We start from the raw sequence: 20,165 nt of genomic DNA on the forward strand, positions 1-20,165 counted from the left end.
CTCCTATTCTGCAAGCATATTAGATGCTAATTCTCTTAAGGATTCTCCGATTATTTTCTTGATTTCGTCTCTTGATACTCCTGATCCTTCAGCTTCAGCTTCTTCTCCAGGGTTTCTTTCAGCAATGAATGAAACACCGTCAAATAGGTTTGTAAGTCTTCCTAAGAATAGGGATCCTTTACCTATGAACATTACTCTGTTCTTGTCTCCTGTAGTAAGATCATCTATACAGAATCCTACATAAGGTGCTCCTGAAGGAATGTGTCCTTGAGTTGGAGCCCATCCAGGTAGTCCATAATTTTTAGCGAATGAAGGGATATCAGTTCTTTCTAATGCGCCGCTCTTAACTCCAAGTGCAGCAATCATCTTGAAGTTTGCTTCTGGTACATTACCTGCTCCTGCAGGAACTGTAATATCAGGATTTTGCATTTCTACTGAGAATGTATCTACATCTGTTATCTTTAGGTCAGCTTTATCTAAAGCGTTAGTAACTAATGAAGTCATAACAGCTTGAGGTGATGAACCTGTACCTACAGTATGCTTTCCTGTAATATGAGTTCTAATGATAGGAGATACACCATCATTTTTTGAGATGACAATTGCGAAAGTACCTACAACGTCTTCAAGAACAGGATAATTCTTCTTAACATGATCTTTTGCGTTCATACCAAGTTTTGCAGTAGAACCACCTGCAACAACTAATACATTGTCATATACTCCAGCTTCAACTAATGCTGCAGCTTGGATAAATGAGTGGATAGGTGCAGCACAGAAACCTCTTGTATCGGAACCTGATGCATTGTTTAATCCAACTTTTTCAGCGATAGCTTTTGCGAAGTTACCACCACCTCTTTGGTTAACGTCTCCGCAGGCTTCTTCTGAACATTCTATAACATAATCTATCTCATCTTTAGTAATATCATCATGTGATTGGAATAAATAATCAGCACATAGTATAGCTGAAGTCTTAGAAACAAGGTTTTCAAACATTGTATGTGCACTTAAGTTAACGTCAACATCATGAGCTTGTTTAACAAGTCCAACAAGTTTTCCGTCCATGTAAAGTCCTTCTGCCTTATGTTCTTCTATAAGGTGTTTATCATTTTCGATGTTAGAAGCTTTCACTTTTGCGAAAGACTCAGCTAAATGAGGATAGTTTTCTTCAAATTTAGGTTTTACAGATTCGATAAACTCTTCTGATAGTTCAACTAATTCGAAGCAGTCACAAACCTTTATTGCGGCGATAAATTCGTCTTGAGGAACGATTTCACCAAACTTACCTTTTCTTTCACCTTTGCATTCTTTATCGAACCAAGGTAATTCGTAGTTGTTTAATTCTTCTGGTCTCATATTACCAATATAAACTTGATTTGGTAAATAATTTACAACTTCTTCATAACTTCTAATGTGATCTCCAACAACCTTCAAGAATTCTGAATCAGGGTTAGTAACTCTTTCAGTTGAAGTAGTAGAACCGTTTTGTATAATCATATCTGGTGTATGAATTAGTACATATCCGGCACTCTTAAAAACAGGTAGTGTCATAAAAAAACCTCCATTGTAATTATAGCTTCTGCCCCTTACGGAGCAGAAGCATTTTTATTTGTTATTTAAAAGACTAAAAATTAATCTTCAAAAACTGTTTGACTATCCACTGGAGTTGTTAAAGCCTTAAGAGCTTTTTCAACTAAGTGTTTTCTTAATCCCTTTTCTTCCTTAGGATCCAATGATGGGTTTCCTAATGGGTGAGGGATAGCTATTGTTGGTACTATTCTGTTAGCTCCTACTGTTAATGAGATAGGAACTACTGTACACATGTGTACTACAGGAATACCTGTAGCTTCGATACCTTTAACCATTGTTGCACCGCAACGTGTACAAGTACCTCATGTAGATGTTAAGATAACTGCATCTACGCCATCAGCTTTTAATTTTGCACCGATTTCTTCTGAGAATTTCTTTGCAGAAGCTACGGCTGTACCATTTCCTACTGTAGCATAGTAATAGTCATATATCTTTCCAATTTTACCTTCTTTTTCCATTTCTCTAAGAACGTCAACTGGAAGAACTCTATCAGCATCTTCATTTGCATATGTTGGGTCATAACCACCGTGAGCTGTTTCATAAGTTGATTCATCAAGGTCGTCAACTCCAGCTATTGAGTATTCACCATACTTAGAAGCAGATGAAGATTCGATTCTGTCAGGGTTTCCCTTTGGAACAATACCACCAGAAGTTACTAAAGCGATAGTAGCTTTTGATAGGTCTTTTATTGCTTCACCAGGTTCAACTCTGTCGAAAGATGGCATTGGATATTCTGTAACGAATTCTTCGCCATTAATCTTCTTAACAAGCATATCAACTGCTCTTTCAGAACCTCTTTTTTCAGCAAAGTAGTTAACTCTGACTCCTCTTTCGATATAACCTTCTTCTTCAGGTCCAAGAATTTCTTCGCCTTTAGCAAGCTTTTGAGCAAGTTTTGCTATAGCTGGAAGAGCCTTTCTCATACCTGCAGCTGAGTTAGCTGTTGAGATTATATATACTTCCTTCTTGAACATGTCTGCACCTGGGTTTTCAGGATACATACCTGTAATTGAAGGGATGTTTAATTCATCTTTAACCATTTTAGTTACAGTTCCTGCTGCAACTCCGTAACGTCCGGCGTTGAAAGCTGGTCCTGCGATAAATAAATCAGGTTCAAAAGATTTTATCATATCTAAAACCTCTTTACTTGCTGATTCCATGTTTTCTCCGAAGTAACTGTCACCACAAACAACAGCACCAACTACTTCGAATCCTTCTCCGAGTTTTGCACTTAATTGTTTACTAACTGGAGGTAACTCTTCAGCAATGAAAGGCGCAATGTCGGCCTTTTCTTCGCCACCAATACCAGCAAAGAATTGGTTTATATAATGCACGACTTTAATGTTCGCCATTGATACATCCTCCTTTATATAAGAATTTTATAAATATTATCCTCTGATATCTTCCATTTCAGAAGCAATTTCGTCAACGTCAAGTACCATTTCCATCATACCGATTTGTTCGTCATAAACATCTGGATCGAATTCAGCTTTCATAGCTTCTTCGATTACATGGTAACATGCTAAGTTAAGTTCTACACCAGCTAGTGGACCAGCAAATGTAGGGTCTCCAGTTGTAACAGTTTCAGCTGCTAAACCTGCAGCTCCTGCCTCACCAGCACCTAGAATAACAACAAGATTTTCAGGACCATACTCTTCAGCTGCTTCCTTAATTCTCTTTTGGTTTTCTAAGTCCATGGCTCCGGCACTAGTTCAGACAAAGCACTCAGTAGATGCGAATATTACTTCTGTATTTGCAACAGTGTTTACACACTCTTCAATAGCAGGAGCAGGGATTCCATCACGGTCGCCAACGATTATAATTTTTTTGTTCTCTAATATACTCATGACATCCTCCTGTTTAATTTATTTGTTTTAGTTTAGTTGTTTAGTTTAGTTGTTTAGTTTTTTTAAGTTGTACAGTTAGAATTAATAACCTTTAGCAGTTAAATAATTAAAACCTGTTTCGTTAGTTGCTCCAGTTATAGCTTGAATTTCTACTAATATAGTTCCATCTTCTCTTAGGGCACCCTTAGCACCACCAGCTATAATGTCAACATATTCTATATGACCGATAATCTTGTCTAACTTAGGAAGTATAACCACTTGGTTAGCATTTCCACCAGTAACTACTGCGTTTGCTCTTTCGTCAGCGTCAGCTAATGATTGAGAAGCTCCGTCTCTACCAGCATATTCGTCAGTTACGATTACAGTCTTAACATTCTTCATTTCGATCTTCTTGCAGTTCATGATTAAGTCTGTATCTGGGTTACCGAAACCTTCTTGAGATACGATAACTGCGTCTACTCCAAGGTATTCACATAATTTTGCAGTCCAGTTAGAAGATCTTTCCTTATCCATTAGATATACGTTCTCGTTAGTGATTATTACACCAAGGAAGTTGTAGTCTTTACCATGTCTTGCATAAAGGTCTTCTATAACTCCGTTGTTTAAGTGAACGTATGTTGGGTTCTTATCGCATGCGGATACACAGTTACCACTTACGATTGCTCCATCCATAACTTCTGTAGGGTATAGGATTGTAGGTACTATTTGTTTAGCATCTACACCGTAAACATATGTGTCATGTAGCAAACCTTGTGTTTGTAGCATGTATACATAAGCTACCTTTGGAAGATCAGGATATTCGTTAATTTGCTCTAATAATGGTTTAGTTTCATAAGTTACTACTTCATCTGGAGTAAGATCTTTTGCAAGTCTTCCGATGTAATCAGCAGCTTTAAGACCAATCATTCTTATAGCATTTTCGTGCACATGTTGCTTAATACCGTCAATAGGTTCAGCTATAACAACTAAGTTTATAGTCTTTGAGAAAGGAGTATATTTTGCACCTTCTCCAACCATATCGATGATACCTTCTTGGAAACCAACTATCTTACCAGTAGTAACAACAGCCATTCCCTTAAGAGCATGTGTTCTTCCTTGACCAACGGTATCAACTTTATTAAGGATTCCAGGGAAAACTTCTCCAGGTCCTTCAACCTTTACTCTTGGTTCAAGAACGTCCTTAACAGGTGTTATTCTTACACTTTCGCCGGGTTTAGCAATGTCAAAGTCGATTGACTTAACGTGCTCATCTCCGCCTACTGCTTCTAATAACTCATCCTTATTTACGTAAAGGATACCGTCTTCGATTTTTGATGAATCAGAAAATTGGACATCTTTTATAAAGATTTTACCTAATTCTAATTTCATACCACACCTCCGACTAAAAATTTTTTTATATAAAACACCACAATTGGTGATTTATGCGATTAAAAGTTTTCGGATATATATTTTTCTGCACTGATTGAAGCAATTGCTCCATCGGATGCAGATGTTACGATTTGTCTTACAGGGGTAACTCTAACATCACCTGCTGCAAAGACTCCAGGGATACTTGTTCTCATTTCCCCGTCAGTAACTATATACCCTTTTTCAAGTTTTGTAAACTGACTTATTAGCTTTGAATTCGGTGTAGCACCGATAAAAACGAACACTCCCATGGTTGGGTCGTCTTCTTTTTTGGAAAGCTCTGTAATTTCTCCTGTGGAAGAATTTTTAAAGACTAGGGACTCAACAAAGTTATTTCCTTTAATTTCTTGAATCTCTTCTTCTGGGAGAAAATGAATTTTTTCGTTTTTCCTTGCCCTCTCTAAGATAACTGGTGTTACCTTGGAAAGATTTTTTCTATGAGCAAGGTATACTTTCCTGCCGAACTTAGTAAGTTCTATCGCTTCTTCAAAAGCGGAATTTCCACTTCCAATTACTACAATATCCAAGTCTTTAAAGAAAGCGCCGTCACAGGTTGCACAATAAGAAACTCCTTTTCCAGAAAATTCTTTTTCACCAGGAATATTAAGCTTTCTTGGCTTAGCACCTGTAGCAATTACAATTGTCTTTGTTTTGTATGTTGACTTTTCACATTCAACAGATTTTATTTTATCATCGATGTCGATTTTAACAACTGTATCGCTAATGAATTCGGATCCAAAATTTTCAGCTTGTTCCTTGAATCTATTTGTAAGTGAAAGTCCAGTAGTATTTTCTGATGAGCCTGGATAATTTTCTATACTACCAGTTGAAAACATCTGTCCACCGAAACTTTCCTTTTCGATAACAAGAGTTTTTAGATTTGCTCTGGAAGAGTATAATGCACAGCTTAGCCCTGCAGGCCCCCCTCCGATAATAATAATATCATAAATATTATCCATTTTGCCTCCGATTACCTAATTCTTGCTAATGCGTTGTCGATTAAATCTTTGTCAATAACTTGAAAGTCATCTAAGATATCAGCAGTCCATTTCCAATCTTTATTTGTCTTGTAAAATTTCTCGGCTGTCACTATAGCATCTTCTACAAGTCTTAAAGAGTCATATTTGAGTTCGTCACCTTCTTTTAATACTATGGTTCTATAAACCGTTTCGTATGGTTTAACTGAACCATATAGGGGGTGAGTCAAAACTTCATAACCTTGGTGAACAAGGTCTCTGACTTTTCTCAACACTGATAAATAATCTTCTTCCAAGTATCTCACTACATAACCGTCTTTTTCGAAACCTAAAAATTTAGGATTATTTGTAACTATTAGCATAGACACTCCTTATAAGATTCTTTGATTATAATTGTTAAGGAAAATCTTTATAAAAAAACGACAAATGATAATGCCTTATCCTCTGTCGCGTACTTCAGAACTCGGTCCCATCACAGTCCTTTTACCTGAGAATTTCAAAAACTTTTGGCTAAAGTTTTCTTGTCCCTTCGGTGCCGAAGTCTCTCCTGTAATGATCATACCAATAATATTTAGTTATTTCCTTAACTTGCATTATAATAATAACACCCAGATATCAATAAGTCAATCAAATCGCATAAAATACCTCAATATTTATTAAAAATATTACAAAAAAGTCAAAATTAAGCTGAATAATTAATAAATGTCGTTAGACCTTTTATGTTTTGCTGATTTACATTACACTTAATACATATAATAGTTAAAATTATTTTATAGACAGGAGAGAAAAATGCAAAAAAAAGATTTGTTCAAAATGATACCTCAAGTTGAAGAAATATTAAAATACTCTTCAATAGAAGAACTTGATTACTCAAGATCTTTGAAGACTGAAGCAATAAGAGATGTGTTAGATGAGATAAGGGGTAAGATAATAAAATCAAATGATGATGAAATTCGAAAGTTAGAGTCACAAATTAAATTTGATAATATTATTGTGATGGTAGAAGAAAGACTTTACAGTGAATTTTCTCCTTCCTTATTAAAAGTGATAAATGGAACGGGAACTATTCTTCATACAAATTTAGGAAGATCATTACTTGATGACTCTATTAAGGAAGAAATTTGGAATATAATTTCGAGCTATTCTAATTTGGAATATGATATAGCTGAAGGGAAAAGAGGCTCAAGGTATTCCCATGTAACTAAGATGATTAAATTATTATTTGGAGTTGAAGATGCTCTTATAGTAAACAATAATGCAGCGGCAGTGTTCTTAGTTTTAAATACTTTTGCAAAGGACAAAGAGGCGATTGTATCAAGGGGAGAACTTGTTGAAGTTGGAGGGGCTTTTAGAATACCTTCTGTAATGGCGATGAGCGGGGCAAATCTTATAGAAGTTGGAGCTACAAACAAAACCAGAATTTCTGACTATGAAGATGCGATAACTGAAGAAACTGCAGTTTTGATGAAGGTTCATACATCGAATTACAAGATGATAGGATTTACAGATTCGGTTTCAAATAGAGAGTTGAAGGAACTTGGAAATAAATATGATATCCCTGTAATGGAAGATTTAGGTAGTGGTGTCTACTATAATATGGAAGAGTATGGACTTCCTCATGAACCTACTATATCGGAATCAATTAAATCTGGAATAGATTTAATAACCTTTAGTGGAGATAAACTTCTTGGAGGACCACAAGCTGGAATTATAGTTGGAAAGAAAGAACATATTGACAAGATGAAAAAAAATCAAATTCTTAGGGCATTAAGAGTAGATAAGTTTACACTTGCAGCACTTGAGTGCACTATTAGAATGTATTTCGATGAGGAAAAGGCAAAGAAAAATATTCCTACTCTAAGAATGATAACATCTACGCCAGAAGAGCTATTTGAAAAAGCAAAGATTCTTAAAGACAAAATAGATGAAAGAAACACAGTTATTAATGTATATATAGAAGATGGAAAATCTACAGTAGGTGGAGGATCAATGCCAGGGGAGGAATTTGATTCCAAAGTTGTTGTGCTTAATGGAGAAAGTTTAACTGCCGATAGAATTGAAGAGGGTTTAAGACTTTCAAAAGCTCACATTATTGGTAGAATAAAAGACGATAAATATATGCTTGATCTAAGAACTTTAAATGAAAAAGATTTTGATACAATAGCCGATGCAATAGAGAACTGTTTTCCAAGGAGATAGTGATGAAGAATATTATAATTGGTACAGCTGGTCATATTGACCATGGTAAGACGACTTTAGTAAAAGCCCTTACAGGTAGAGAAACAGATACTTTAAAGGAAGAGAAGAAGAGAGGTATATCCATCAATCTTGGATTCACCTTCCTTGACTTGCCTAATGGAAACAGGGTAGGGATAGTTGATGTTCCTGGGCATGAGAAGTTTATAAAGAACATGATGGCAGGAGCAACTGGAATAGATTTGGTACTATTCATAATTGCAGCAGATGAAGGTGTTATGCCTCAAAGCCGGGAACACTTAGACATTCTTTCCTATATGAATGTGCATAGGGGAATTATTGTAGTGACAAAATGCGACATGGTTGAAGATGAATATCTTGATCTTATTGAAGAAGAACTAAAGGAATTTTCAAAAGATACATTTTTACAAGATGCACCTATTATAAAAGTTGATTCCATTTCAGGTAGGGGAATAGACGAACTTAGAGATGTTATAGCTAAAGAGAGCGAGAAAGTTGAAGAAAAGAAGACAGACACCCCTTTTAGAATGAATATTGACAGGGCTTTTCCAGTAAAGGGAATAGGAATTGTCGTTACAGGAACATTGATGGAAGGTAAGATTTCAAAAGGTGAAGATTTAGTAATATACCCTGGAGAAAGAACCTGTAAGGTAAGGTCTATTCAAGTTCATGGAGAAGACGAAGAAACTGCATATGCAGGACAGAGAACAGCCATAAACCTTTCAGGAATAAAATCTGGAGACGTCGAAAGAGGAGATGTTATAGCAAAGGAAGGTTCAATGATAACTACAAATATCATTGACTGTAAGGTTATAGTTTCAAAGACTGCTGATTTTGCAATCCATCACTGGATGAGACTTAGACTTGGCATAGGCACAAGAGAAATATTTTGTAGGGCAGTTCCCCTTGATAGCGAAGAGATATCGCAGGGGGAAGAGGGCTTTGTACAACTTCGACTTGAAGAACCACTTGTTTGTAGAAACAGAGATAGATTTGTACTTCGTTCCTATTCACCTGTTGAGACAATTGGTGGAGGGGTTATTATTGAACCACTTGCAAAAAAACACAATACCGATGAAGAATTGGTTAAACAACTTCAAATAAAAGAGCAGGGAGAACTTAAGGATATAATTGTTCAATTTGCAAACTCTGAAGACGAACTGTTATCTCTAAAGGAAATTGTATCCTATACTGGAGAGAACAAGGAAATTGTTCTGGAAGAAGTTAATAAACTTATAGAAGATAATAAAGTGAAGAAGATTGTAGACCGATATGTAAGTGAAGAAGTTCTTTTGAACATTATTGGAAATATTAAAGATATTCTTGAAAAGTTCCATGAAAAAAATCCTCTTTCACTTGGGATGACAAAAAATGAGTTACTAACCCAAAGTATGTATAAGCTTAATCTTAGAGAACTCGAATATATACTAAAAGTTATGAAAGATAGAAATGTTATTACAGAGTCAGGGGACTACTTTGCACTTGAGAGTCACAAGATAGTATTGAATCCAAAGCAAGAAAAAATAAAACAAGAACTAATAAATGAAATTAGATCAAATGGACTTGAGAAGATAGAAAATATAAAATCTTTATCACGTAACAACAAAGACAGAAGACATGTTTTAGATTTTATGATAGGTGAAGAGATTTTAGTCTTTGGATCAGAGAACAATGTCTTATTAAAAGAGGATTTTGAAAAGGCTAAAGAGGGAATTATAAATCATTTAAAAGAAAATGAGAGGATAACAGTTTCCGAAGCGAGAGATATATTAAAGTCAAGTAGAAAAAATGTGCTTTTAATACTTGAGTATTTCGACAGTATTAAATTAACAAAGAGAGTAGAAGACTATAGAATATTGTTATAAAAGACAAACGATATTAATATAAAAATTATATTTTCTTTTATTCTAAAAGTGTGGTAAAATAATTATAACATGGGAGTGAATGAGTGCTGGTGTGCTCTCTGGTCTTCAAAACCAGTATGAGGGGTTAGGAGCTTCTTGGGTGGGTTCGATTCCCACGCATTCCCGCCACGCTACATATTAAAAAAAATAGCGTGGAAATGGAAGGGGAAGAAGGGTGTGAGTGCCCCTTTATGGTACTCACACCAGGAAAACGTTTAAGCAAAAAAAGGAGGATAGTATGAACGTTTTATTATTTGCTGCGGCTGTAGATACAGCGACCAAAATAGTTAATGCGGGAAATAGCATTGTTTGGAATAAGGTACTTATATTCTTATTACCAGTTGTTGGATTGTTTTTTACAATTTATTTAGGATTCCCTCAATTCAGAAGATTTGGAGCTGCATTTAAACAAACTTTTGGTGGTCTTTTCGATAAAGAAGAGAACGCAAGAAGAAAAGCGGCTGGAGAAATTTCATCATTCCAAGCATTAGCAGTAGCTATTGCAGCTCAAATTGGTACAGGTAACGTAGCAGGGGTTGCTACAGCGATATTGTCAGGTGGTCCAGGAGCTATATTCTGGATGTGGGTAGCCGCATTATTCGGAATGTCTACAATATTTGCGGAAGCAGTACTTGCTCAAAAGTACAGAACACTTGATGAAAATGGTGATACAGTAGGTGGACCTGCTTACTATATCAGCGAAGGCTTAAAGAACAAAGCATTAGGAAAAGGACTTGCAGGATTTTTCTCAGTTGCCATTATATTAGCATTAGGATTTATCGGTAATATGGTTCAATCAAACTCAATGGCATCTGCAATACATGAAGCATTTGGAGTTAGCACATTAGCTATAGGTATTGTAATAGCAGCAGTTGCTGCACTTGTATTTATTGGTGGTATTAAGAGAATTGCAAACTTTGCAGAAATGGTAGTTCCTGTAATGGCGTTAGTATATGTAGTTCTTGCAATAGTAGTATTAGTTAAATTTAGAGCTAATATAGGACATGCTTTTGGACTTATATTTAAGGGCGCTTTCGATCCACAAGCGGTACTTGGTGCAGGAGTAGGTATTACAGTTAAACTTGCAGTAAGATTTGGGGTAGCAAGAGGATTGTTCTCTAATGAAGCTGGTATGGGTTCTACACCTCATGCTCACGCTACAGCAAAAGTAAATCACCCAGTTGAACAAGGTTTAACAGCTATGCTTGGTGTATTTATAGACACAGGTGTCGTATGTACAGCAACAGCACTTGTAATTATATTAACAGGAGCTTTTGAATCAGGACTTGCTGGTCCACTTATGACACAAGAAGCATTCCATATAGCATTTGGTAAATTTGGTAAAGCTGTACTTGCAATATGCTTGACAGCATTTGCGTTTACTACAGTTATTGGATGGTATTACTTCGGTGAAACTAATATAAAATATCTATTTGGTAAAAAGGGACTTATGCCATACAGAATTATAGTTATAATATGTATAGTTTTAGGTTCAATGTTTGAAATTGAATTTGTATGGTTACTATCTGACTTCTTCAACGGTCTAATGGTATTCCCTAACTTAGTAGGCTTATTATTCCTTCATAAACATGTAAAAGAACTTGAAAATGATTATGACAGGTTAAAACAACTTGGAAAAATCTCATATGTTTATGAATGGGAAAAGAAATAACTATAATCTCCTTTCATAAAAAATAGTGAGGGTTCGCCCTCGCTATTTTTTTGCTTTAAACATTAAATAAAAAATAAGTTTAGAACTCAATACAGAACTATTATAATATGGTATTATATCAATGTAGATAGGAGGTAAGGATGAGTAATATTGATCCAAAATGGATTATCGGTCTTGGCTTATTTATTCCTGGAATTATGACAGGACTTGGAGCTATACCGATATTTTTCACAAAGGAAATAAAAAGATCTGCACTTGATGTGCTTCTTGGATTTGCAGCGGGAGTCATGCTTGCGGCAAGTTGTTTTTCACTTATTATTCCAAGTATTGAATACGGTGGTGGTGGAGTAAAAGCAGTACTTGTGACAAGCTTAGGTATCTTTGCAGGAGCGGTAATGCTTGATTTAATAGATAAATATGCTCCACATGAACATCTGCTTGATAAGAGAAAAGAAGGCAATTCTTCAGATAGTTTAAAAAAGATATGGCTCTTTATAATTGCTATAACAATTCACAATTTTCCAGAAGGTCTTGCTACTGGAGTTGGTTTTGGGACTAATGATATAACAAATGGTATAACAATAGCTCTTGGAATTGGACTTCAAAATATGCCTGAAGGTCTTGCAGTAGCACTATCGCTTTTAAGGGAAAACTACAGTACCAAAAATGCATTTTTAATTGCGTTGTTGACAGGAATGGTAGAACCGATAGGAGCTTTGATGGGATATGGATTGGTGCATGTATTTTCACAAGTGCTTCCATTTATTTTAGCACTTGCAGGTGGAGCCATGTTATTTGTTATAAGTGATGAAATTATTCCAGAAACCCATAGTGGTGGTTATGAGAGACAGGCAACCTATGGAATAATAATTGGATTTATTGTGATGATGATAATGGATGTTCTACTTGGATAAAAAAATAAGCCATGAGATAAACTCGCGGCTTATTTTTTATTTTAAACCATTTCTTCTGGTTTCATATACTTATCAAACTCTTCTTCAGTAAGAATTTTCAGTTCAAGAGCAGCTTCCTTTAAAGAAATATTATTTTTATGGGCGTGTTTTGCAATCTTCGCCCCATTTTCATATCCAATATATGGATTTAATGCAGTTACAAGCATTAGTGAATTATCTAAATATTCTTTTATCTTTTTTTCGTTTGGTTTAATTCCCTTTAAACAATTATTTGTAAATGATTTAAGTCCATCGGTTAAGAGTCTTACGGATTGTAGGAAATTATAAATAATTACTGGCATATACACATTTAGTTGGAAATTTCCTTGGGATCCAGCAAATGAAACTGTTGTGTTATTACCCATAACTTGAGCCACGACCATGGTAATTGCCTCCGCTTGTGTTGGATTTACTTTACCAGGCATTATTGAAGATCCAGGTTCGTTAGCAGGTATTAGTAACTCTCCTATTCCACACCTTGGTCCAGATGCTAAAAATCTTACATCATTTGCAATTTTTAAAAGATTTGTTGCAAGAGTGTTAAGGGATGCATGGCAGTTCACTATTTCATCTTTAGAGGAAAGAGAGTGAAATTTATTTTCAGCAGGTTTAAACTCAAAACCTGTGAAAGAACTTATCTCTTTACATACCTTTTCGTCATAACCTTCCGGGGCGTTAAGTCCAGTTCCAACTGCTGTCCCACCGATTGCAAGGCTTAAAAGATGTTTTGAAGACTCTTCTATATAACTGTAATTTTTTTCAAGCATATTTGACCATGCAGATATCTCTTGACCAAGTGAAAGGGGAGTTGCATCTTGAAGATGTGTTCTTCCAACCTTTATTATATTTGCATAGTCTATGGAAAGACCATAGAGTACATCGAGAGTTTCTTTAATCTGTGGTAAAAGTTTTGTATGAACCTCTCTATAAGCTGCGATATGCATTGCTGTAGGGAAAGTGTCGTTTGAAGACTGAGACTTGTTTACGTCGTCATTTGGATGAAGTATATCATTTCCATTAATTTCATTTCCACGATGTGCAATTACTTCGTTCACATTCATATTACTCTGAGTACCACTTCCAGTTTGCCATAGTGCCAGTGGAAACTCTTCTTTAAGACCGCTTTCAAGTATTTCGTCACAGACCTTTACGATTAAATCTCTCTTTTTTTCAGATAGTATCCCAAGTTCACAATTTACCTTTGCACAGGAACGTTTTATAATTGCGAGAGACTTTATAATCTCTTGGGGCATTTTTTCTGTTCCTATCTTAAAATTTTGAAAAGATCTTTGTGTTTGTGCTCCCCAGTAGTGTTCTACTGGAACTTCCAATTCGCCAATGCTGTCATGTTCAATTCTTGTTTTCAATTTAATCTCCTTTTAAAATGGTAAAAGCATCATAGCTATCTTTAAGTATACGAGAATCGCAAGTGCGTCAACTATAGTTGTTATTAGTGGACTTGCCATTACGGCAGGGTCAGCGCCAAGGCTTTCGGCAATAACTGGCAAGATAGACCCAGTGACTTTGGCTAATAAAACTGTTACTGTAACAGTAAGGGAAACTACAAGTGACACTTGAAATCCGACCTTATCAAAGTACATAAGTTTTAAAAAGTTGAAAAATGCCAGTGTAAGCCCTGCAAGTACAGCAACTCTTGCCTCTTTCCAAACTACATAGAGCAAATCTTTTAGATCAATTTCTTTTAGTGAAAGAGAACGTATTATAGTTGAAGCAGACTGACTTCCTGCGTTACCTCCAGTGTCTGTAATCATAGGTAAAAATGCGGCAAGTACAACATATCTCTCCAAAGTGTTTTCGTAATTCATAAGGATTAAGGAAGTGAAAGTTGAAGAGATAAGAAGAATAAGTAGCCATGGGATTCTATTTTTCCAAATTTCGATAACAGAAAGTTGTTTATATGGTTTAACGGTTGGAGTTATCGCAGACATGATGTCCATATCTTCTGTCATTTCTTCTTCAATAATATCCAAAACGTCGTCAACAGTTATGATACCCACAAGTCTGTTTTCGTTGTCAACAACGGGCATGTTGGTAAAGTCGTACTTTGTAAATAGCCTTGCAACATCTTCTCTGTCTTCAATGGTGTTAACAGAAATAACATCATGGTTCATCACTGAAGAAATGGGTGAGTTTGAATCGGAAAGGACCAAGTCTGCAAGGGATACTTCACCAATTAGATGTCTTGTGTCATCGATGATGTAAATTATATCTATAGTTTCCTTGTTGGCTCCATTCTTTTTTAACAATTCAATAACTTCTGATACAGTATGACCAGCCTTTGTAGCCGCATATTCTATTGTCATAATTGACCCTGCGGAATCCTTAGGGTAATTAAGCATCGTGTTAATTATTTTTCTGTGGTCAGGACTTGTAAACTTCAATACTTTTTTTACAAGGTTCGAAGGTAGTTCCTCAATAATATCTACTTTATCATCGGTTCTTAAACCATTGATTATCTCTTTTAAATCTTCATCGGAAAAACCTTCAATAAGAAGTTTCTGTTGTTCTATATCCATTTCGGCAAATACTAATGCTGCAGTATCTTTAGATAAAAGATTAAAACAAATTGTCAGATCTGTTTGAGAAAGTTCATTAAAAAACTCTGCAATATCGTAGATGTTGAGAGAATTTAGTAGAACTTTTACATCTTTCAGATTTTTATTTTCCAAAGACTCCTTAATTCTTTCTTCAAGAATCTCTAAATTTTTTTCCATAGTTCTACCTCCTTTTTGTATATAAATGAAAAATCCCACAAATGACAAATGATCATTGTGGGTAATTAGAAACCGTGTGAGCTTTAGCTTCATAGGGCGGTGAAATTACGTTAAACTGCACCTTGAGCACGATACAGCTTGTTAACCGGCGGATGATGTCTCCATCACTTTGCGGCAGTAATCCATATCCCTAAGTTAGCCTTACCTATCGGACCATCTATTTTTTATGGTAACTTATACAAGTTTAATTGTCAATAATAATAAAGGTAAATTCTATTTTACTAATGGAATTTATAACAAATGAGACTAAATTCATAAAATGGGTATAATTATGAATACAAAGAGGGAGGATGTTATGGATAATAAAAAAGATGAAACGATAAAAAATGAAGCTGAAGAAAAAACACTTCCAACAAAGGAAGATGAAGAAAATATTAGAAAAAGCAAAGAAGAACTTGAAAAAGTTAAAGCGAGAATGGAAATTTTAAAAGATACCCAGGACATTACTCAAAATTTAAATAGATAATAGGTAAAATGAGGAGGATTTTATGGGTAAGTTCAAACCAGATGAAAATAAAAAGAATTTTGAATCAATGAATTTAGGAGTGACTAACCAAAATCAAATTCCAAGTACATTGGAAGGAAAGTTGTCAGACAAAAAAGAAGAGTTTAAAGAAGAAAAAGATGTAAAAGAAAAGGAACAAGAAAAAGATAATAAAAAGACAAAAGGAGTTTATGTCGACAAGAGGGACGTAGATATAAAAGATTCTCTAAATATGGGTGTGACAAATCAAAACCAAATTCCAAGTTCAATTGAAAAACCTGGAAATAAATAAAATTAAGGGGAGTAGGTGTTATCCTACTCCCTCAATTTGTCTTTATCACTATAAAATATCATAATATTTCCAACTGCTAAAATCATCAGAATTAATATTTTGAAATACTTAATCTCCATTGGAATTTTAAAAGTATCCCGTAGTTCATAAGAAATCCTATTAAATTTACCAAAGATAATTACAAAAAGAAATAAAATATCCATAGCGATTAAAAAATTAGTTTCTTTAAATTTTCTAAATTTTTTTATCAAAAAAGTAATAGCAATAAAGATAAAGGAAACATACACTACGTACTTTGAATGAACCCTCATATCAAGCCAAAGATTTAAACTTAAAAGGCTTGAAATTATTGCAGATAAACTTATTGAGTAAATAATAAATTTAAGAAAATTTGTTAGTCTATTCATTAGTCGATGGAATAAACTATTGCAACTTTTTGTTTGTCTTCTGGATGATTGTCTTGATTTACTTCAAATTCAACTTCCTTGGTTTCTTCAATAGCTCCAAGAGGATAAGTTCCATTACTTGTAATACCTACAAAGCAAGAATCAAGACATGATACACAACCAGTATTAAAATCTTGAGAATTTTTTAAGTTACCAGAAAACTTCATGTCGATCTTCTTTCCGTTAGAATCTTTTAAGAAGTCATTTAGATCAGTTCCATCTTCGTTACCTTCCCAATAGATTTTTACATTTAAAGGAGTACCTTCAGATAGAGTTTTTGCTGCGTTGTCAGCAGTCATATTATCTCCAGGTTTTGCACCTATATCTTCAAGTGCCTTGTGGAAGTCTGTAGGGCTTACCAAGGTTTGAAATATTGGCATATCTGAAAGTTTACCATCACTATAGATAACTAAATGTCTTGTAGATTCAGTTAAATACTTTCCGTTGAAAGTACCATAAATAGTAACCTTTTTACCATCTTTATCAACTTTTAATGGGCTTTCCTCAGAAACTTCTTCTAAAACTCCTGCTTTAGTGTTGCCACCATCAGCAGAGTCAGTTCCTTTGGTATTGTCTTTTGCACAGCCTGTGATTAAAAGACATCCGACAACAAAAAATAGTAGTAAATTTTTAATTTTTTTCATTTCAAATCCCTCCTATTACTATCTTGTTATACTTTTATTATACTACTTGTACTTTAATTGTAAAGTTTTATAATATTATTTCAATAATTTGAATGAAATTAAATTATAGAAAAGGAAAGAAAAATAAAAAAGGAAACCGAATAAATAGGTTTCCTTATAGATTTTATTTTATTTACTTTTCAGCTCTTCTCCAACCAGCTTTTTGAGCTTCTCTTTCAGTTTTAAACCATCTTTCTCCCCTTGCAGGATTAATACCAGTGCGGTCGTATGAGGCTTGTCCTGGAACATGATATATCTTACCTCTTTTAGTTATATTTCCCTTTATCAAACCTCTTCCATTTTCATCTACCCATAACTTATCTAAGTCTATAGGAACACCAGGTGTTGAAGGGTTATTGTCCTTAGGCTTTTCTGTAGGTTCTGTTGGCTTAGCAGGTTCAGTTGGTTCAACGAAAGGCTTACCAGTAACAAGTTCTTGATAAACTGAATTAGGGATAGATCCTTCACCACCAATAACGATTATTTTTTCAATTTCGTTAGCTTCAATATAACTTGCTAAATTTTTAGAAACAGCCTTACCTCTATTAAGAACTATAGGAGCGTCCATAGCTTTAGATGCAGATACTGCAGAAAGAGCATCAGGATAGTCATCGCCATTTACAACGATTAAAGTTTTTGGTTTTATTCCTAAAAATTCTTCATAGTTTTTAGCGATTTCAAGAGAGGTATCAACTCTGTCATTTCCCTTAAATCTCTTTAAAACTTCCCCATCATATTTAACAGAATTTCCACCACCAACAATATAATTAGGTTTTAAATCGCTGGAGAAGGGAAGTAATAGAGTTAATTTTGAATTTTCAGAACCAAATCTACCGATAAAAGGTGCAGAAGCTAAAGCGTCTGGAAATTCAAATCCGTCAACAGCTGCGATGTAGTGATCTTCAACTTGAGCAAGAGCAAGACGTTCACGACCTATTGCCTTTGCAGTTTCAAATCTATTTTTACCAGAAAGTCTCTTTACAGTAGCTATTTCAGATAATTTAGATTCGACTTCAGAGCTTACTGTGTCAAGTCCACCTAAAAGATAAATCTTTTCAGCACCAAGTCTTTCTATCTCTTTAGAAACATCCTCTGGAAGTGCCTTTGAAGAAGTTAAAAGTAGTGGAGCATCAAGTTGAGCCGCAAGAGTACCACCTACTAAAGCATCAGCAAAGCCCTCTCCAGAAGCTACGACAACTTCCTTGCTATTTTCATAATTAGCCATGGATACAGCAACAGAAGTAGAATATCTGTTAGATCCGGACAACCTTTTCACTTCAGGCTGAACATTTGCTTCAGAAATACTAAAACTGCTTAGAACTAATGAAGTTCCTAATAAGACACTAAAAATTTTCTTTTTCATAATATCCTCCAATGTTTATTTTCTAAATTATACCATAAAATCTAATATTTGTTGATGGTATTTAATAAATCAAGGTAAATATTGGTTCATGTTCCATTGAAAAAAGTTTTTTATTTCTTATTTTACTTTAAATCTCAATAAATACATTAAATAAATTTGACTGAAAAAAATTTACGAATTAAAATTAAACATAGGCAATCATTTGCCGGAGTAACAAGATAAATTCCAAAAAAATTTATAGGGGGATATTTTGAGTAAGAAATTTAAAGATGTGATAATCGTAGGATTTGCGTTGTTTGCAATATTCTTCGGTGCGGGAAATTTAATTTTCCCTCCTTACCTTGGTGTGCTTTCAGGGAGCGAATTTAAAAAGGCCATGGTGGGGTTTTTGTTGACAGACCCAGTGTTACCAATACTTGGGGTAATAATAACTGCAAAGCTTGGTGGGGGAGCTGAAGATCTTGGAAAGAGAGTTGGAAACACTTTTGCTAAGGTTCTTGGAACCGTTACCATACTAACTATTGGACCACTTTTTGCGATTCCACGAACTGCTGCTACAACTCACGAAGTTTTTGTATCTAAGGTTTTTCCTGGTGCTCCACAGTGGATAACGCCATTAATATTTTTTTCTTTGACTGCAATTTTTGTGTTCAATGAATCTGGAGTAATTGATAAAATCGGTAAGTATTTGACTCCGGGTCTTGTAATTATTCTTGGCATAATAATCGTCAAATGTATTATTAGTCCTATTGGAGTTATGAATCCACCAGAGGAAGGAGAAATTTTTTTAAAGGGATTTGCAGAAGGATATCAAACCATGGATGCACTTGGTGCGGCGCTTATGACTGGAATAGTTGTGGCGGATCTTTCAAGAAAGGGTTATGAGAATGAGATTGAAAGATATAAGATGGTTAAGTGGGTTGGTCTTGTTGCATTTGTACTTCTTGCACTTATCTATGGTGGACTTATATATGTAGGAGCAACTGCTTCAAAATTATATACAGTAGAAAACACAAGAGTTGATATACTTCTTGGAACTGTTCAAAATGTACTTGGACCTATTGGTAAGATTGCAATAGGCATTGCTGTGTCTCTTGCGTGTTTGACTACCTCTGTTGGACTAAGTGCAGTTGCGGGAAACTTTTTTTCTGAAATTACAAATGAAAAGCTTGGATATAAACCTATTGTACTACTTACTGTTATTGCCTCTGGATTTTTTTCTTTAGCAGGGGTAGAAGGGCTTATCAAAGCTGCGGTTCCAATACTATCTACAGTTTATCCGATTATTATAGTGTTAATTCTATTGGGAATGATTGATAAATATATAAAATACGATATGACCTACAAAGGTGCGGTTCTTGCAACTTTTATCATAAGCCTTATGGAAAGTCTACATAAGAGTCTTCATATTTTGGAAAAACCATTTGAAATAATAAAAAAATTACCATTTAGTTCAGTTGGTTTTGAATGGGTTTTACCTGCTGTTGTGACTGCAATTGTATTTGGAATTATCGCTCGTGTTAGAGATAGAAAATAGAAAA

The 20,165-nt window shown here is 34.9% G+C and carries 17 protein-coding genes, 1 tRNA gene and 2 riboswitches; of the genes, 8 read left to right on the forward strand and 10 right to left on the reverse strand.

Annotated elements, in window-relative coordinates:
- Positions 1 to 3: 3 nt before the first annotated feature.
- The 6 genes from grdC to BN2746_RS01040 all read right to left on the reverse strand — a co-directional run bounded on the left by grdC (position 4) and on the right by BN2746_RS01040 (position 6,177).
- The gene (gene grdC, locus BN2746_RS01010; protein ID WP_055078009.1) at positions 4 to 1,545 is read right to left on the reverse strand and encodes a glycine/sarcosine/betaine reductase complex component C subunit beta; all 1,542 of its coding nucleotides are present in this window, start codon (positions 1,543 to 1,545) and stop codon (positions 4 to 6) included.
- A gap of 80 nt (positions 1,546 to 1,625) precedes the next feature.
- Positions 1,626 to 2,936: a glycine reductase complex selenoprotein B gene (gene grdB / locus BN2746_RS01020; RefSeq protein ID WP_082420162.1), complete on the reverse strand. Its 1,311-nt coding sequence runs from the start codon at positions 2,934 to 2,936 to the stop codon at positions 1,626 to 1,628.
- 36 nt (positions 2,937 to 2,972) lie between these two features.
- Positions 2,973 to 3,431 carry a glycine/sarcosine/betaine reductase complex selenoprotein A gene (gene grdA, locus BN2746_RS01025; protein WP_082420163.1) on the reverse strand — a complete coding sequence of 153 codons (459 nt, stop codon included), beginning with the start codon at positions 3,429 to 3,431 and terminating at the stop codon, positions 2,973 to 2,975.
- Between the two features lie 81 nt (positions 3,432 to 3,512).
- Positions 3,513 to 4,799 (reverse strand): glycine/sarcosine/betaine reductase component B subunit, encoded by a 1,287-nt coding sequence (locus BN2746_RS01030; protein WP_055078013.1) that lies wholly within the window; start codon positions 4,797 to 4,799, stop codon positions 3,513 to 3,515.
- Between the two features lie 59 nt (positions 4,800 to 4,858).
- Entirely contained in the window at positions 4,859 to 5,797 is a 939-nt protein-coding gene (gene trxB / locus BN2746_RS01035) for a thioredoxin-disulfide reductase (RefSeq protein WP_055078014.1), read from the reverse strand.
- An 11-nt stretch (positions 5,798 to 5,808) separates the two neighbouring features.
- The gene (locus BN2746_RS01040; RefSeq protein WP_055078015.1) at positions 5,809 to 6,177 is read right to left on the reverse strand and encodes a GrdX family protein; all 369 of its coding nucleotides are present in this window, start codon (positions 6,175 to 6,177) and stop codon (positions 5,809 to 5,811) included.
- 103 nt (positions 6,178 to 6,280) lie between these two features.
- Positions 6,281 to 6,375, reverse strand: a riboswitch (glycine riboswitch).
- Positions 6,376 to 6,604: 229 nt separating this feature from the next.
- Between BN2746_RS01040 and selA the strand changes: the two genes are divergently transcribed.
- The 5 genes from selA to BN2746_RS01065 all read left to right on the forward strand — a co-directional run bounded on the left by selA (position 6,605) and on the right by BN2746_RS01065 (position 12,522).
- The gene (gene selA / locus BN2746_RS01045; RefSeq protein WP_055078016.1) at positions 6,605 to 8,014 is read left to right on the forward strand and encodes an L-seryl-tRNA(Sec) selenium transferase; all 1,410 of its coding nucleotides are present in this window, start codon (positions 6,605 to 6,607) and stop codon (positions 8,012 to 8,014) included.
- A 2-nt stretch (positions 8,015 to 8,016) separates the two neighbouring features.
- Positions 8,017 to 9,897, forward strand: a complete 1,881-nt coding sequence (selB, locus tag BN2746_RS01050; protein WP_055078017.1) for a selenocysteine-specific translation elongation factor — start codon at positions 8,017 to 8,019, stop codon at positions 9,895 to 9,897.
- A gap of 71 nt (positions 9,898 to 9,968) precedes the next feature.
- Positions 9,969 to 10,065: transfer RNA gene (locus BN2746_RS01055), tRNA-Sec, on the forward strand.
- A gap of 109 nt (positions 10,066 to 10,174) precedes the next feature.
- Complete coding sequence (locus BN2746_RS01060; protein ID WP_055078018.1) at positions 10,175 to 11,608, forward strand: alanine/glycine:cation symporter family protein; 1,434 nt, start codon at positions 10,175 to 10,177, stop codon at positions 11,606 to 11,608.
- Between the two features lie 140 nt (positions 11,609 to 11,748).
- Positions 11,749 to 12,522 (forward strand): ZIP family metal transporter, encoded by a 774-nt coding sequence (locus BN2746_RS01065; protein ID WP_055078019.1) that lies wholly within the window; start codon positions 11,749 to 11,751, stop codon positions 12,520 to 12,522.
- Between the two features lie 41 nt (positions 12,523 to 12,563).
- On the opposite strand, the gene fumC is transcribed toward BN2746_RS01065, so the two are convergent.
- Both fumC and mgtE read right to left on the reverse strand, forming a co-directional pair.
- The gene (gene fumC, locus BN2746_RS01070) at positions 12,564 to 13,928 is read right to left on the reverse strand and encodes a class II fumarate hydratase (protein ID WP_055078020.1); all 1,365 of its coding nucleotides are present in this window, start codon (positions 13,926 to 13,928) and stop codon (positions 12,564 to 12,566) included.
- Between the two features lie 12 nt (positions 13,929 to 13,940).
- The gene (gene mgtE / locus BN2746_RS01075) at positions 13,941 to 15,296 is read right to left on the reverse strand and encodes a magnesium transporter (RefSeq protein ID WP_055078021.1); all 1,356 of its coding nucleotides are present in this window, start codon (positions 15,294 to 15,296) and stop codon (positions 13,941 to 13,943) included.
- A 63-nt stretch (positions 15,297 to 15,359) separates the two neighbouring features.
- Positions 15,360 to 15,516, reverse strand: a riboswitch (M-box (ykoK) riboswitch).
- 135 nt (positions 15,517 to 15,651) lie between these two features.
- Between mgtE and BN2746_RS08970 the strand changes: the two genes are divergently transcribed.
- Positions 15,652 to 15,822, forward strand: a complete 171-nt coding sequence (locus BN2746_RS08970) for a hypothetical protein (protein ID WP_156331310.1) — start codon at positions 15,652 to 15,654, stop codon at positions 15,820 to 15,822.
- Positions 15,823 to 15,844: 22 nt separating this feature from the next.
- Positions 15,845 to 16,132 (forward strand): hypothetical protein, encoded by a 288-nt coding sequence (locus tag BN2746_RS01080; RefSeq protein ID WP_055078022.1) that lies wholly within the window; start codon positions 15,845 to 15,847, stop codon positions 16,130 to 16,132.
- A 406-nt stretch (positions 16,133 to 16,538) separates the two neighbouring features.
- Here BN2746_RS01080 and BN2746_RS01090 read toward each other — a convergent pair whose 3' ends face one another.
- Both BN2746_RS01090 and BN2746_RS01095 read right to left on the reverse strand, forming a co-directional pair.
- On the reverse strand, positions 16,539 to 17,222 hold the full coding sequence (locus BN2746_RS01090; RefSeq protein ID WP_055078024.1) for a YdjY domain-containing protein: 684 nt from the start codon (positions 17,220 to 17,222) through the stop codon (positions 16,539 to 16,541).
- 172 nt (positions 17,223 to 17,394) lie between these two features.
- On the reverse strand, positions 17,395 to 18,624 hold the full coding sequence (locus BN2746_RS01095) for a cell wall-binding repeat-containing protein (RefSeq protein WP_055078025.1): 1,230 nt from the start codon (positions 18,622 to 18,624) through the stop codon (positions 17,395 to 17,397).
- Positions 18,625 to 18,874: 250 nt separating this feature from the next.
- Between BN2746_RS01095 and brnQ the strand changes: the two genes are divergently transcribed.
- Positions 18,875 to 20,161: a branched-chain amino acid transport system II carrier protein gene (brnQ, locus tag BN2746_RS01100; protein ID WP_055078026.1), complete on the forward strand. Its 1,287-nt coding sequence runs from the start codon at positions 18,875 to 18,877 to the stop codon at positions 20,159 to 20,161.
- The last annotated feature ends 4 nt before the right edge of the window (positions 20,162 to 20,165 follow it).

The organism is Lagierella massiliensis, from assembly GCF_001407835.1.
GTDB classification, from domain to species: Bacteria; Bacillota; Clostridia; order Tissierellales; family Peptoniphilaceae; genus Mediannikoviicoccus; species Mediannikoviicoccus massiliensis.

What these genes read in the sequence shown, in the direction of transcription:
- grdC (WP_055078009.1), bottom strand. Translation starts at nt 1,545, where the DNA reads ATGACACTACCTGTTTTTAAGAGTGCCGGATATGTACTAATTCATACA.
- BN2746_RS01030 (WP_055078013.1), bottom strand. Translation starts at nt 4,799, where the DNA reads ATGAAATTAGAATTAGGTAAAATCTTTATAAAAGATGTCCAATTTTCT.
- trxB (WP_055078014.1), bottom strand. Translation starts at nt 5,797, where the DNA reads ATGGATAATATTTATGATATTATTATTATCGGAGGGGGGCCTGCAGGG.
- BN2746_RS01040 (WP_055078015.1), bottom strand. Translation starts at nt 6,177, where the DNA reads ATGCTAATAGTTACAAATAATCCTAAATTTTTAGGTTTCGAAAAAGAC.
- selA (WP_055078016.1), top strand. Translation starts at nt 6,605, where the DNA reads ATGCAAAAAAAAGATTTGTTCAAAATGATACCTCAAGTTGAAGAAATA.
- selB (WP_055078017.1), top strand. Translation starts at nt 8,017, where the DNA reads ATGAAGAATATTATAATTGGTACAGCTGGTCATATTGACCATGGTAAG.
- BN2746_RS01060 (WP_055078018.1), top strand. Translation starts at nt 10,175, where the DNA reads ATGAACGTTTTATTATTTGCTGCGGCTGTAGATACAGCGACCAAAATA.
- BN2746_RS01065 (WP_055078019.1), top strand. Translation starts at nt 11,749, where the DNA reads ATGAGTAATATTGATCCAAAATGGATTATCGGTCTTGGCTTATTTATT.
- mgtE (WP_055078021.1), bottom strand. Translation starts at nt 15,296, where the DNA reads ATGGAAAAAAATTTAGAGATTCTTGAAGAAAGAATTAAGGAGTCTTTG.
- BN2746_RS08970 (WP_156331310.1), top strand. Translation starts at nt 15,652, where the DNA reads ATGGATAATAAAAAAGATGAAACGATAAAAAATGAAGCTGAAGAAAAA.
- BN2746_RS01080 (WP_055078022.1), top strand. Translation starts at nt 15,845, where the DNA reads ATGGGTAAGTTCAAACCAGATGAAAATAAAAAGAATTTTGAATCAATG.
- BN2746_RS01090 (WP_055078024.1), bottom strand. Translation starts at nt 17,222, where the DNA reads ATGAAAAAAATTAAAAATTTACTACTATTTTTTGTTGTCGGATGTCTT.
- BN2746_RS01095 (WP_055078025.1), bottom strand. Translation starts at nt 18,624, where the DNA reads ATGAAAAAGAAAATTTTTAGTGTCTTATTAGGAACTTCATTAGTTCTA.